General features: G+C 57.7%; 12 protein-coding genes and 2 tRNA genes. 7 read left to right on the top strand and 7 right to left on the bottom strand.

Annotated features, from left to right (window positions below; all coding sequences use genetic code 11):
- The first annotated feature begins 50 nt into the window (after positions 1-50).
- Positions 51-1,271 carry a carboxynorspermidine decarboxylase gene (gene nspC / locus G449_RS0109770; protein ID WP_022659132.1) on the top strand — a complete coding sequence of 407 codons (1,221 nt, stop codon included), beginning with the start codon at positions 51-53 and terminating at the stop codon, positions 1,269-1,271.
- A 187-nt stretch (positions 1,272-1,458) separates the two neighbouring features.
- Here the strand turns inward: nspC and G449_RS0109765 are convergent, their stop codons facing one another.
- Complete coding sequence (locus G449_RS0109765) at positions 1,459-2,493, bottom strand: polysaccharide deacetylase family protein (protein ID WP_022659131.1); 1,035 nt, start codon at positions 2,491-2,493, stop codon at positions 1,459-1,461.
- Between the two features lie 306 nt (positions 2,494-2,799).
- Here G449_RS0109765 and G449_RS0109755 point away from each other — a divergent pair.
- A tRNA-Val gene (locus tag G449_RS0109755) sits at positions 2,800-2,875 on the top strand.
- An 11-nt stretch (positions 2,876-2,886) separates the two neighbouring features.
- Positions 2,887-2,963, top strand: a tRNA-Asp gene (locus G449_RS0109750).
- Between the two features lie 116 nt (positions 2,964-3,079).
- Here the strand turns inward: G449_RS0109750 and G449_RS16720 are convergent.
- The 5 genes from G449_RS16720 to G449_RS0109725 all read right to left on the bottom strand — a co-directional run bounded on the left by G449_RS16720 (position 3,080) and on the right by G449_RS0109725 (position 7,134).
- Positions 3,080-4,030 (bottom strand): HlyD family secretion protein, encoded by a 951-nt coding sequence (locus tag G449_RS16720; protein WP_022659129.1) that lies wholly within the window; start codon positions 4,028-4,030, stop codon positions 3,080-3,082.
- A gap of 20 nt (positions 4,031-4,050) precedes the next feature.
- The gene (locus G449_RS0109740; protein ID WP_022659128.1) at positions 4,051-4,746 is read right to left on the bottom strand and encodes an ABC transporter ATP-binding protein; all 696 of its coding nucleotides are present in this window, start codon (positions 4,744-4,746) and stop codon (positions 4,051-4,053) included.
- 9 nt (positions 4,747-4,755) lie between these two features.
- Entirely contained in the window at positions 4,756-5,880 is a 1,125-nt protein-coding gene (locus G449_RS0109735) for an ABC transporter permease (RefSeq protein ID WP_022659127.1), read from the bottom strand.
- A gap of 78 nt (positions 5,881-5,958) precedes the next feature.
- Positions 5,959-6,555: a TetR/AcrR family transcriptional regulator gene (locus G449_RS0109730; protein ID WP_022659126.1), complete on the bottom strand. Its 597-nt coding sequence runs from the start codon at positions 6,553-6,555 to the stop codon at positions 5,959-5,961.
- Positions 6,556-6,786: 231 nt separating this feature from the next.
- Positions 6,787-7,134, bottom strand: a complete 348-nt coding sequence (locus G449_RS0109725) for an ArsR/SmtB family transcription factor (RefSeq protein ID WP_022659125.1) — start codon at positions 7,132-7,134, stop codon at positions 6,787-6,789.
- 214 nt (positions 7,135-7,348) lie between these two features.
- Between G449_RS0109725 and G449_RS16715 the strand changes: the two genes are divergently transcribed.
- Complete coding sequence (locus tag G449_RS16715; protein WP_022659123.1) at positions 7,349-8,338, top strand: MBL fold metallo-hydrolase; 990 nt, start codon at positions 7,349-7,351, stop codon at positions 8,336-8,338.
- A 259-nt stretch (positions 8,339-8,597) separates the two neighbouring features.
- Positions 8,598-9,191: an adenylyl-sulfate kinase gene (locus tag G449_RS0109715; RefSeq protein WP_022659122.1), complete on the top strand. Its 594-nt coding sequence runs from the start codon at positions 8,598-8,600 to the stop codon at positions 9,189-9,191.
- A gap of 121 nt (positions 9,192-9,312) precedes the next feature.
- Here the strand turns inward: G449_RS0109715 and G449_RS0109710 are convergent, their stop codons facing one another.
- Complete coding sequence (locus tag G449_RS0109710) at positions 9,313-10,656, bottom strand: deoxyguanosinetriphosphate triphosphohydrolase (protein ID WP_022659121.1); 1,344 nt, start codon at positions 10,654-10,656, stop codon at positions 9,313-9,315.
- Positions 10,657-10,810: 154 nt separating this feature from the next.
- Here G449_RS0109710 and gmhA point away from each other — a divergent pair, with 154 nt between their 5' ends.
- On the top strand, positions 10,811-11,383 hold the full coding sequence (gene gmhA / locus G449_RS0109705) for a D-sedoheptulose 7-phosphate isomerase (RefSeq protein ID WP_022659120.1): 573 nt from the start codon (positions 10,811-10,813) through the stop codon (positions 11,381-11,383).
- A gap of 103 nt (positions 11,384-11,486) precedes the next feature.
- Complete coding sequence (locus G449_RS0109700; protein ID WP_022659119.1) at positions 11,487-13,160, top strand: acetolactate synthase large subunit; 1,674 nt, start codon at positions 11,487-11,489, stop codon at positions 13,158-13,160.
- The last annotated feature ends 804 nt before the right edge of the window (positions 13,161-13,964 follow it).

Below are 13,964 nucleotides of genomic sequence, written 5' to 3'. Positions count from 1 at the left end.
AGCGCGGGAGCGGCACCATACTGAAACTCTTTTTGTTCAAAGGAACATTCATGCACTGCCAGAACCTTCTGTTCGATCCGGCCCGCATTCCTTCGCCCTGTTTTGTTCTGGACGAAGCGCAGCTTCTGGCCAATGCCGCCACTCTGGGCGCAGTTCAGGAGCGCACCGGGGCCAAGATTCTCCTTGCGCTCAAGGGCTACGCTGCCTGGGCAACTTTTCCGCTTCTTTCGCGCACCAAGGGGCACGGCCCCTTGTGGGGGGCCTGCGCAAGCTCCGTGGACGAAGCGCGGCTGGCACGGGAGGATTTTGGCGGCGAGGTGCATGCCTTTGCCGCTGCCTGGAACAGACGCGAGATGGCTGAACTGCTCACCCTTGTGGATCATCTGGTATTCAACTCCATTGCCCAGTGGCGCGAATTCGCGCCCGCAGTGGCCATGCAGAACAAGAGCCGCTGCCCGGACCGCCAGATTCAGTGCGGCCTGCGCATCAACCCTGAGCATTCCGAGGGAGCAGCCGCCATCTACAATCCCTGCTCGCCGGGCTCGCGCCTGGGCATCAGACCCAAGGACTTTGATCCTGCGACCATGGAGGGCATTTCCGGGCTTCATTTCCACACCCTGTGCGAACAGGGGGCCGATGCCCTTGAACGCACCCTGGCGGCCGTTGAGCGCCATTTTGGGCAGTGGTTGCCACAGTGCCGCTGGATCAACTTTGGCGGCGGCCACCACATCACCAAGCCCGGCTATGATCTTGATCTGCTCTGCCGTTGCCTGACCGACTGGCGCGACCGCTACAATGCGCAGATATACCTTGAGCCGGGCGAGGCCGTGGCTCTGGACGCAGGCTGGCTCGTGGCAACGGTGCTGGATGTGGTGCAGGCCGACATGCCTGTGGCCATTCTTGATATTGGCGTTCCCTGCCACATGCCCGATGTCATTGAAATGCCCTATCGCCCGCGTGTACGATACGAATCTGAAAATGTGGCCGAACTGGCGGGCGAGACCGGGGAACAGGCCTGGACATGCCGCCTTGCCGGAAAATCCTGCCTGGCGGGCGATGTGGCCGGGGAATATTCGTTCAACGCGCCTCTTGTGCCCGGTCAGCGGCTGGTGTTTGAAGACATGGCCATTTACAGCATGGTCAAAACCACCACATTCAACGGCCTGCGCCTGCCATCCATTGGCATTTGCGAGGCCGATGCAACGGGCGACACGCGCTTTCGCATGCTGCGGGAATTTGGCTACCAGGATTTTAGAACGCGGCTTTCATAAGCGGACAGAACTGTCCCCGAATCATTCAATTTTGAAAAGCAGAAAGGCCCGGATCGTTGATCCGGGCCTTTCATTTGTACTTCCCTGTGGGGGGGAGGACAGTGGAAAATCTGGAGGCATGCCCTCATGCCATAGCTGAATTACACGCCTTTGGCAGAGCAATGTCAAAAGAAACATTAACCTCGCATCAAGAGGCCGGAGCCTGCGCCGGGGAAAGGGCAGAGCCTTCTCTCGGCTGGACTGCACTGCTGCCCGCAGGCTGGGGAGCATCCTGCACGGGATGCGCGGCAGTGCCGGGCAGTGCGGCCTGCCCTGCCATTTCCGGGCTTGGACTCTCCACCAGTTGCCAGGGAGTGCTGCTGCGCGCAAGAGGAATATCAGCCGAACCGGCAGGGAAGCTGTGCGGCGGCAGTTCTTCTGACTGGTGCACCCCCTCAACCTGATGCCGGGCAACCAGGGGCGGCTCATCCATGCCGGGTGCGCCACGTTTGACGCGCGTCATGAGCAGGCCGGGTTCAGGATCCATAAGCCCCTCAAGATAGTCGGTCACGGTCACAAAACGCTGACAGCCGCCAGCGCGCAGATCACGAATGATGCGCGGCAGGTCGTCTACAGTGCGCTTGTGCGAGTCGTGGAACAGAAAAATACCGCGCAGGGTTCCCGGCGCATAGACTGTGCCCCTGTTGTTGCGCAGGGTGGCGTAATTGTCTGGCAGGCGCTGCCAGTCGCGGCTGTCCATGGACCAGAGCATGAGGGAAAGCCCAAGGCTGGCCGCCACTTTTTCAGTAGAGGCATCATACGAGCCGTAAGGCGGGCGCATGAACTGGGGCGAGGCCCCGAGGTTGCGCAGGATGGTATCTGTGCGGCGCAGTTCTTCTTCTTTGCGGGCAAGGCTGACTACGCGCAGATTGGGGTGCGAATAGGAATGGTTGCCCACCTCATGCCCCTCGGCGATGACGCGCTTTACAATATCAGGATGGCGCTCGGCCTGGCTGCCCAACATGAAAAACGTGGCGGGAATGCCGTATTCTTCCAGCATGTCCAGCAGATGCGGGGTGTTTATCGATGGGCCGTCATCAAAGGTGAGGGCGCACAGGTTCTCACGCATGGGTTGATCCATGATGACGTTGCCTTCCACCACACGAGCCTGCGCCGACTGGGCAGCAAGCCCAACTGCAAAACAGCAGGCCGCCAGGCATATCTGCTTGAAAAAAAATCTCATTTTTCTTGTGCCTCAACAGCGAATTGCCCAGAACAGAAAACCGCCTCCCCGGCGGCGCATCCACTGTGCTGCTTCTGCGCCGGAAGCGCGAAAACAGCGGCGTTCAGCGTTCTGTAATGTGCTAAGGGGAGGTCTAGCACTCCCCATGAAGCACCGCAACACAAGCAAAATGGCATTATGGGGCATTTTTTCAACTTTTAATTAAAAATCAGCATGTTAAAATTTTTGCCTTGTAAAAATTTTTTTACTTCATTTTTTTCGCTTGACTCTGAGGGGGTGTTTGCGTAGAACTCATCTTCGCCGGGAGGGCAGTTAGCTCAGCTGGTAGAGCACCGCCTTCACACGGCGGGGGCCACAGGTTCAAGTCCTGTACTGCCCACCATCCCCAAAAACGGAGCGGTAGTTAAGTCGGTTATAACGCCGGCCTGTCACGCCGGAGGCCGAGGGTTCGAGTCCCTTCCGCTCCGCCAGAAGTCACCGGGAGGTCAGATCACTGACCTCCCGTTTCTTTTATCTGTAGCCCACGCGCAATAATTTAAGGGCCGTCCACAACTGCGGGCGGCCCTGTTTTTATCCATTGCAAAAACTACGGAGCCTTTCCGTCAGTTCTTGGACTGCTTCCGCCGTCTGCAAGGAACCGCACAACCACCCTTTGCCCTATCAGCAGGCTGTCCGCCTCAAGGGTCGTCACCACTTCAACAACCCTTGTGTCGTGCTTTTCTGCCGGATCTTCCGGTGGCAGACGCTGGCCCACTACCCGGCCTATTCGCAGCACGGTGCCGTTCAGCGTGCGGAACTGATCGCTCTCGGGCACAATAAGCACCTGCTGCCCCGGCCAGACTTGAGACAAGTACTGCTCGTCCAGTTCTGCACGTACAATCAACGGGCTATTGGGCACAAAACTGAACAGGGGAGTCACATTCAGGGTACTCACCCCGTTACCCGGACGCGCCTGCCTCTGCACGATGCGGCCATCAAGCGGCGCCACAATCCTGTACTCGTTGACTTCATTCTGCGCGACCACCACGCGGGCGCGGGCCACTTCCACGGCAGCAATACTGCTGCGCAGATCGACTTCAGCCACCACAAGGGCATCCCCCGCCTGATCAAATTCGCGCATGGCAACAGCCCCGGTTTTGATCATGGGGCGCAGACGTTCCAACTCCCTCTGCGCCGCCCGCAAACCGATTTCGTTACGCCGCACCTGAAGCTCGGTATGACTCAGCTCTTGCTCCGCCAAATTCAGCCTGTTGCGCGCAAGGCTGTCATCCAGACAAGCCAGCACACGGCCAGCCTGCACACTTTCCCCTTCCTCCGCCATCACAGCGGTGATCACGCCGTCCCTGCGCGCGGCAAGCTTGATCACGCCACCTTCCACATCCACACGGCCCTTGGCGCTGGCCAGCACCTCCGCAACTGGTGCAGGGGGTATTTCCTGGCCCTGACCAGCTGCCAGCAAAACCCCACAGAACACGCACAGTATGATGCACAGCACGGCTCCGCACATTTTTTTTGCACGCACGGTAAGACTGTTCATTTGTACTCCACGGAAATTACTTAAGGATTACGGTGATCCTGCTTTAAAATGCCGTCTTCAAGATGAATAACCCTGTCGGCGTGGGAAAGCAGGCGCGGGTCATGCGTGACGCCCAGCACGGTTGCGTTGTGCTGTCCGGCAATACTTTGAAGCAGGGTTATAACAATTTCGCTGTTGGCCTTATCAAGAGCGGAAGTTGGTTCATCGGCAAAAATCATCTGCGGTCTTTTGACAAGCGCGCGGGCTATGGCAACACGCTGTTTTTCGCCGCCAGAAAGCTCAAGGGGCCGCAAATGGGAACGCCCCCCAAGGCCAACTTCTTCCAGAGCCAGCCTCGCCCTGTCTCTGGCCTCCTCCCCCTGAATGCCCATATACTGGAGGGGCAGGATTACGTTATCCAATGCGCTTAATGAGCCGAAAAGATTGAAGCCCTGAAAGATGAACCCGCAATGTTCCAGCCGAAATGCATCCAGCTCCTTTTCTCCCAGGCTCCACAAATTGGTGCCAAGAGCCATAACCATCCCGGTATCTGGGTGCAGCAGGCCAGACAGCATGGAGAGCATCGTGCTTTTTCCTGAACCGGAAGGCCCCACAAGCAGGGTGAGTTCACCTGAGAACACATCGAGCGAACTCTGTTTGATTACTTGCTGTGAAATACTGCCGCTGACAAAGCTCTTTGATATGCCCGTGGCCTGTAATGTGGGAATGTTGGACACTGAAGGCTCCTAGCGCAAAAGTGTGACCGGCTCGGTGTTGAGCAAAGGTTTGAGCGCAAGCAGCCCGGATCCAACGGCGATGGCCATCATGATCAAAACGTTCCCTGCCAGCAGCCAGACAGGAAAAGCCATGGCAATATTGGCCGCCTCGCCCAGCAGGGCAATGGCGATGGTGAGCGCAGCCGTGAGCAGCAGCCCAATAAAGCCAATCCAGGCAGCCTGCTCAATGACCACGCAACGCAGGCTGTGCCTGGACACTCCCAAAGCCCGCAAGGCCGCAAACTCCTTGATAGATGCAGTGATTGCCGCCGAAAGCGTCTGGCTGGTGATTGCCACGCCCACAAGCAGGGCAAGCAACGAGGCAAAGCCCGTCCCCACACCGCTACCTGATTCAAAAAGCCAGTAACCCTGAGACTGAACAGAAAAATCCTCAGCCTGCCACACGCTGTAGCGTGAAACAAGGCCAGTATCAGCAATTTCCTTTTGCACCTGTTCTGCTGCAAAGCCAGGCTTGAGCCGCACCATATAATACGTTGTCTGGTTGGCTGTTTCTGGAGCAAGCCGCCGCGCCGTAGCAAGCGAGGCCAGCATGTTCACGCCGCCGATGGCACGTAGCCCCTTGATTGTTCCGGCAATGCGCGCCCTTTTGCCGTTAATTTCCACCAGGGTGCTGCACTCTGCACCAAGTTTGTTTGCATCTGCCACGTCAATAAGCACGGCATCGGGTTCGCGCAGCAAGGAGCGCTGTTTGGGCGTGAGCAGCTGCGAAAAGGCCGAGGCCTCCCCGCCGGTATCAATGCCATTGATAATCACTGAGACGGGCACTCCATCTGCCCTTCGCAAATCGCCGTAAGCGCTGACAAATCTTTCAATATAGGCAACGCCCGGATGCATCCAGGCTCTGGTGTCAGCGCTCTGGCTCACAGCCCGGCCAAGATCCACACTTGCTGTGTTGCGAAAACCAATCCACAGTTCTGCCGTTGACTGATCCAGCGGAACAGACACCGTATTGAACAATCCGAGCAATAGGGCCAGTTGCACCACAGTCAAAAGCCCGGCAAAGGTAACGGCCAGTACTGCGGCCAGATAGCGCCGCCACTCGTATAAAAGACTCGAACGCGCGATGGAAACCACGTATGCCTCACTATAAACGGAGTACTCCGTCATTTTATCTGACTAACAGATGCACAGCACAAAGTGCGGTGGCAAACCCTAGGAGGTCAGAATAAAACTTTTGATAAGGTCTGAAATGGCCAGAGCCGAGGCCTCGTAATCGATATCCATGCCGAGGTCTGCATCAAATTGCACCCCGGTATACAAAATAAGCAGCAGGCTGGCAGCGCCCTTGGCGTTGAGATCGCGGCGCACCCAGCCCTCGGCCTGACCCTGTGCCAGCAAAGCGGCGAGCGCTGCTTCCAGCTTGGCAGATGAAGCGGCAAGCTCCTTTCTGCCATCCGGACTGCGAGAGAGTTCAAGCCAACTCTCTGTTGCCAGCCCGTACCCGCTGGGGCGGAGCATTTCTTGTAATTCTTCTGCCGTCAGTGTGGCCAACCCCTCTACGGACTGCCGTTGCGCCAGAACCAGCAGATCCTCATCGTTGGCCTTCATTTCTGCCTCAACAATAGCCTCAATGATTTCTTTTTTCGATTTGAAATAACGAAACAGTGTCCCCGCGCTTGTTTCGGCCTCGGTGCAGATGTCTTCTGTTCTGGCAAGATGAAAACCCTTGGCCCGGAACACGCGGGCCGCAGCCTGCAAAATTTCCTCACGCCGCTGGATTTCAAGCTTTTCATTTTTTGGTCGGGCCATGGGAAGTCTCCTGCACCGGCTATTAATAAACGAAGTGCTCACTCTCATTATAAATTCTGCACCCTCCTGTCAACACGCATAATTCAACCAATCGGCAATACCATTTAACCTTGCTGATTGACAAAAAATGACTCACATCGGGGGGGGCTGACTGCTCTATGGCACATGCTCGAGGGCTAGCGGATGAACCGATGCTCCAGCCTTCAAGCGTGCAACTTTTTACGCCCGCCTCTATTCATCCGCATTTTTCCTGCCGTACTCCTCGGCATATGCCGCCAGAATTTCAGCTAACATCCGCCCAAACCGGGGCTGCAATTCCTGGCACCGAGGAGTATTCTTGAGCGCAACACCGCTTCTCTCGCTGCGGATCAGGCCAGCCTCGCGCAATATCCTGAAATGCTGCGAAAGGGTCGACTTGGGTATGGCCCTGTCCGGCATGTTCAGGAAGTCAGAACACATTTTTGGCGAATTTGAGCGTATGATTTCCTTGAGAATCTGTACGCGCACAGGGTCAGAAAGGGCGTGCAGAAGACCTTCGACCGTTACGTTTTCAACAGCCGGATGGTGCAGGGTTTTCATCATTTTTTCCTGGTATAAAAGCAAAAGGACGGCGCCAGACGGCAAACCTGCGCAGGCGATATTGACACCCGCCCCAATAGTTCATAAAAACGGAACTAACGAACAATGTACATATGCATCCCGCCAAAACCAAGCATATACTGGGGCTAGAGGGCATTCAAGCATGCATATGCGGCATCCTTGCCCCGGTGATCCCAGCCAAACAGGAGATCACATGAACAGACGCCAGTTCCTTCAACAGGCAACAGTCGCTTCACTTGTTTTGCCCGGTGCGGCGCTGCTGCCGCGGCCTTCCCTTGCAGCTACACCGCCGCCCGCGCCGCTTTACCGACAGGCGGGCTACTACTGGCTGCAACTGGGAGATGTGCATGTGGCGGCAATTTCCGATGGCACATTGACCAGCAACGCACGACTGATCAGCGCCAAACAGGGGCAGGTAGAAGATGCCCTTAAAAAGGCCTATGTACCCTCTCCCAGACCTACCTCTGTCAATGCCTTTCTTATTCTCGCCCAAAACCGCCGCATCCTTGTAGACACTGGCTCAGGCAAGCTGCTCGGCCCAACCGTAAACAAACTTGCAGCCAGCCTTGAGGGGGCCGGATTCAAACCCGCAGATATCACGGATATTCTGCTCACGCACATCCACGGCGACCACTCTGGCGGGCTTACAGTGGACGGCAAAAGGGTTTTCCCGTCTGCCACCGTGCATGTGAACCGCGTTGAGGCCGAATTCTGGCTCAGCGCTGCCCAGATGGACAAGTCGCCGGAGTATTTCAGGCCCATGTTTGTGAAAGGGCAGGAATCCCTGGCCCCATACCTCAGCGCGGGCAAGGTGGCCCATTTTGAAGCGGGCCAAATGGTGCTGCCCGGAATATACGCCGTGGCCGCACCGGGTCACACTCCGGGTCACACATGTTACCTGCTTGAAAGCAATGGAGAAAAACTGTTGTTCTGGGGAGATACCGTTCATGTAGCGGAAGCGCAGTTTCCCCTGCCGGATACGGCCATTGAGTATGACCTTGACCCGGAAGGAGCCGTCAGGCAGAGACAGCGCCTTTTTGCAGAGGCCGCGGAAAAGGGCCACCTTGTGGCTGGAGCGCACATTTCCTTTCCCGGCATTGGGCACGTGGGCAAGGCGGGGCAGGGGTATCAGTGGTTCCCCATCCCCTATATCAATGATGCCATCCAGGGTTCTGCAAAGTAACAAGCACCGTTCTCTCGCCGCCACAGCCCGACCTTGCACTCGCAGCATGTATTTGCCCGCATGGCCGCCTTGGGTGATCCCTCGAGGGATTGCCCAAGGCGGAATGGGGCCAGCGCTGTCAAAATTGCCGCACTCCTCAATTATTGGATATCCTTAACAATACAAACTTACTAAAAAAATTAAATACTGGCCGAAAATTTGCATAAGCTATTGCAGGTTTGCAACACGCAAAACCGCACTGCAAGCAAGCGAGGACAGTATGACGCCGACAATCTGGTTGCTGGGACTTTCCGGCAGTGGAAAAACCACCCTTGGTTCACTGCTGCGCCTGTATCTTGACGGGCAGGGCTTTGACGTTGAATTCATCGACGCCGACACCTTTTGCCGCAGCAACGGATTCTCCGCCGCCACCCCTGAGGATCGCGTGCGCAATACCGATGCACTGCGCGATTACGCGCTGAGCTTGCAGGCGCAGGGCAAACTATGCGTGGTCGCCGCCGCCACCCCATACGAGAGCATGCGCCAGAGCAACAGGGCCATGCTGCCCATGTACCGAGAGGTATGGGTGCGTTGCTCGCTGCAAACCCTGGTGCAGCGCGATGCCAAAGGCTTGTATGCCAAGGCTGAACGCGGTGCCCTTTCGACCCTGGATTCAGTTTTTGACGCTTTTGACGAACCCCGTAGCCCCCACAGCATCATTGATACCGACAGGTATTCGCTGGTGGAATGTTACGAGCAGTTGCGCGACCTCACGCTTGACGCCATTGCGCAAGACCGCGAATGGGCTGACACCGGGCACCGCATGCTGCCGCAGGCTTTGGGGCCGTTCATGAATGCCGCCATAGCCCTTTAACGGGGCGCACCTGACAACCTGCATAGACAGGTTCGGCGAGAGATGCCGCGCACCACATGCCCAAGGCACGCGTTGCGCGGCATCCTGAATTGGCAGCCCAGTTGTTCCCGCCTGTAGACGCCTACCGTCCGGCAGTGCCGGAAAACTGCTGTGAAATAAACGCGGCGTAGTCGTCCGTCATACCGGACACAAAATCCAGCACCCGCAGATAGGCCATATACAAACTGTCTTCCCTGCTCGGGGCATTGGCCCCCATGAGCGTGAGGGCGCGTGTTTCCTGATAGCTCATGGCATTACCCTTGGTGAAGTTGAAGCAGGCCGGAATAAACACGTCAAGCAGCCGCCGGTAGAGCGTGTAGGTGCCGATTTCCAGAGCCGTCTTCTGCGGATTGTTCATTATCTTGCTGTTGAAGACCCGCCCCGCCTCACGCATGAACCCGGCCACATCCTCGCGGGCGTGGTTCAGCAGGCAGCCATCAAGCCGCCCCTCCATGATGACTTCATAATTGTCCATAAACGTCTGCGTGATGGACGGAATCATGCGGCCCATGGCCGTGGTGCGCAGCATGCTGGTGCGTCTGCGGTCGGAATCCATGGAATCAAGGCGCGGATCGTCCAGACAATTCACATCCAGCAAAGGCGCCATGGCCGCCTTAAAGTCGGCATAGGTGATGATACGCAGCTCGCGCGCGTCTTCCATATCGATAATGCGGTAGCAGATGTCGTCCGCCGCTTCCAAAAGGTACGAAAGCGGATGCCTGCGCCAGCCCGCGCCTTCCGCAAGCCCCAGCGCTCCGAATATCTCGCCAAAAAGATCGCGCTCCGCCGTATAGAAATTGAACTTGCTCTTGCCCACGCCCAGCGCATCGTAGGCGGAACGCGGGTACTTCACCAGAGCAGCAACAACCGGAAATGTCAGACGAAAGCCGCCCCTGTCCTTGTTGTTTTCAAGCGCGTTGATAACGCGGAAGCCCTGGGCGTTGCCGTCAAAAGCCGTAAAGTCGGCCCACTCTGCGGGCAGCAGATTTTTGAAATACTGCTCTTTATTGACGGAATCCTTGAACCAGTCGCGGATGGCCTCCTCGCCCGCATGGCCAAAGGGAGGATTGCCTATGTCGTGCGCCAGGCAGGCGGCCTGAATGATCTGGCCCAGATGGTCCGGAGTGCAGCCTTCGGGCAGGTCGCCGCGCCGCCGCAGGGCATCGCCCACGCCAAGTCCAAGGGATCGCCCAACGCAGCTCACCTCAAGCGAGTGGGTAAGGCGGTTGTGAATATGGTCGTTGCGCACCAGCGGGTGCACCTGGGTTTTTCTTGCCAGCCTGCGGAATGAGCTGGAAAAGATGATCCGGTCGTAATCTACCAGAAAAGGATTACGCACCGCGTCCAGCGTGTCGAGCTTCATGCCCGTGCCGGTTTTGCGGTTGGGGGCCAGCAGTTGCGCCCACTGCTCTTTGAATGTGCTCATAATGCCTCCTCCCCTGCATGTACGACATGCGCGCCAGTGCCGCAAGCGCGGGCGGCGGATGCTTTTCTTTTGTTCCCGGCCTTGCTAGGCTTGCAAGACGTTTTCAAAACCGATGCCCTTACGGGGAAACCAAACCGTGCAGCAAGGCCAGATCATGACGAATTCGCTTTTTGATATGTCTCTCTCCGCCCATCTGAAGCTTTTTGGCGTGTTGCAGACCATGCGCCCCGCCGTGGAAGCGGCGGCAGAGCGGCTGAGCGCAGCACTTGGGGCAGGCGGCAAGGTGCTTATTGCCGGCAACGGCGGCTCTGCGGCGGACGCACAGCACTTTGCAGCAGAGCTTGTGGGGCGCTTTCAGTGCAACCGCAAGGCGCTGGCCTGCATCGCCCTGACCACGGACACGTCAAACCTCACGGCCATCGGCAACGACTACGGCTTCAACGATGTTTTCTCCCGTCAGGTAGAGGCCCTTGCCCGCCCCGGCGATGTTTTTGTGGGCATTTCCACCTCCGGCAATTCAGCCAACATCATCGCCGCCGTCAATGAGGCGCGCGCTCAGGGCATTGCCAGCATTGCCCTGCTGGGCCGGGATGGCGGCAAGCTGGAATCGCTGGCCGACATGGCTGTTATTGTTCCCCACGATGTCACGGCCCGCATTCAGGAGGCCCACATCTTCATTCTGCACCACTGGGCCGACGTGCTTGAACGCGCCGTGGCGCAAAAATAAGCCCGACCGCAAAATCTGCGCACGGCAGGATCACGCCAGGCCCTTTCCGGCCAGTCATCGCCAAGGCATGGGCCTTGGGCAAACGCCCCCAACGAGGTTAGTCATGGATCAGCAGAACGTAGCCCAGTTCCTTGTTTCATGCCTCAGAACCGAGGGAGTTAAGTACGTCTTCGGCATCCCCGGTGAGGAAAACATCAAATTTGTGCGGGCTGTGGCCGCCTCCGGCGACATCCGCTTTATTCTTGCCCGGCACGAGCAGGGCGCATCCCTGATGGCCGATATTTATGGCCGCCTGACAGGCAAGGCGGGCGTATGCACCGCCACTCTCGGGCCGGGGGCCATCAACCTGCTGCTGGGCGCGGCTGACGCGCAAACCAATTCAAGCCCTCTGGTGGCCATTTCCGCCCAGGTGGGGCTGAAGCGCATCTACAAGGAATCGCACCAGATTGTTGACCTCGTTGGCATGTTCAGGCCCGTTACCAAGTGGGCAGACACGGTGCTGACGCCCCAGGCAGTGCCCGAAATGGTGCGCAATGCCTTTCAGGTAGCGCAGGAGGAGCGCCCCGGCGCGACCTACCTTGCCATTCCCGAAGACGTGGAAGCGGCCCCCATGCCCGAGGCCGTGCCCCTCAAGGCGGCTCCCTGCGCCAAGGCCATACCCTCTCCCGCTGCGGTGGCGGAAGCCGCCGCCCTGCTGCGCTGTGCGCGCAAGCCCGTTATCATGGCCGGGCACGGCGTTGCCCGCACTGGCAATGCCGCCGTGCTGGCCGCCTTTGCCGAGCGCTACAAAATCCCCGTGGCAACGACGTTTATGGGCAAGGGCGTTATCAGCGACCGCAGCCCCCAGTCTCTGGGTGTCATCGGCTTTATGCGGCACGACTACGAAAACTGCGCATTCGATCAGGCGGACCTGATCCTTTCCATCGGCTACGAATTGCAGGAATTCACGCCCATGCGCATCAATCCCCATTCAAACAAGCGCATCATCCATATCAACACATTCATGCCCGATGTGGACGCCCACTATAACCCCGAGGTCAGCATCATGGCCGATGTGGGTCTTGCCCTGGCCTCTCTGGCCAAGGAGCTTGGGGCGGAACCTCTGCTTTCCGCCGGGCGCGGGGCGAGAATCCGCGAACTGGTGGAGGCCGAACTTGCCAAGGGGCGTGAGAGCGACGACTTTCCCCTCAAGCCGCAGCGCATCGTGAGCGATATTCGCGCTGCAATGGGCGATGAAGATATCGTGCTGGCCGACACAGGGGCCATCAAGATGTGGATGGCGCGCCTCTACCCCACCTATGCGCCCTTGACCTGCATTGTTTCCAACGGCCTTTCCACAATGGCCTTTTCCCTGCCGGGAGCCATCGGCGCGCATCTGGCCTGCCCCGAGCGCAAGGTGCTGGCCGTGATGGGCGATGGCAGCTTTTTGATGAATTCGCAGGAGATGGAAACCGCCGTGCGCGAGAATATTCCGCTCAAGATACTGATCTGGGTGGATGACAGCTACGGGCTCATCAAGTGGAAGATGGACATGGAATCCGGCTCGCACGACTGCGTGGATTTTGGCAATCCCGACTTTGTGACCTATGCCGAAAGCTTTGGCGCCAAGGGTTACCGCATTGAAAGCGCCGCCGAACTTTTGCCCACCCTGCAAAAGGCTCTGGACGAACCCGGCGTGTCGCTGGTGGCCTGCCCTGTGGACTACAGCGAGAACATGGCGCTTATCAATAGCTTGGGTGAGTTGACGCCTGCGCTGTGTGCGCTTGATGAGTTGTAGCGAATTGATATTCTTTTAACGGAGCGGCTGCATCCTTGCTGGATGTGGCCGCTTTGTTGTTTCTTTTGCGATATCCGGTTATTTTTTTCTGCTCTTCGGGCTTGTTATTCCGCCGTCCGGCGAAGTTTGGGACGCCTGCGCGGCGCGCGATTTCGCCTCCCCGGCGTGGGGCAAAGGGGGCCTGTTAGGGGCTGCGCCCCTCCTTGGCCCCCTCTGCACTCCCCCCGGAGCACCCCCTAAGAAACGTTTTCAATTTCCGTCAGATAACGAGGGCAACGCGTCTCCTGCTGCGGGAGCTTCCTTCTCTCGCCTCGCTCGCTCAGGTGATCTCCCTCCGCGACGCGTAAATGCCAGAGGATGCTTTCGCTTTGAATGTAAGTCCGCTTCAGCCCAATACCTCTGTAATATTTGCGATTAGTGGGCGTGCTTTGTGACCTCGCGCTTACCCTGATGCATCTTGCCGCCAGAATTATCGGGAACTGCAGCGTAAAAATTCGATTCCCATGATGCATCCCATGACGCATAAGCAATAACCAAGCGCATTCGGGCACAGAAGCAGGTCACTTGTGCGTCAAAAATTTCAGCCGCCATAAGAAGCTGGTCGTGGAGTCACCTTCCTTAAACTCGCCGGAGCAGCGCGGAGGCGATGGCTGGTGTTGGGCGAATTTGCAAAATACGCGTTTTGCGGTCTGAAAAGGAAGCGCCGGGATTTTGAGCGCAGCGTACTCAAGTACGTGAGCATCAAAATCCCGGCGCTGACGCATTCAGGGCGTAAAAGTCGGGTTTGCGTAAATCAGCCTGACA

This window comes from Desulfovibrio desulfuricans DSM 642, from assembly GCF_000420465.1.
Classification (GTDB): domain Bacteria; phylum Desulfobacterota; class Desulfovibrionia; order Desulfovibrionales; family Desulfovibrionaceae; genus Desulfovibrio; species Desulfovibrio desulfuricans.
The sequence above is the reverse complement of the archived record's forward strand: the minus strand, read 5'-3'. Positions and strand labels throughout refer to the sequence as shown.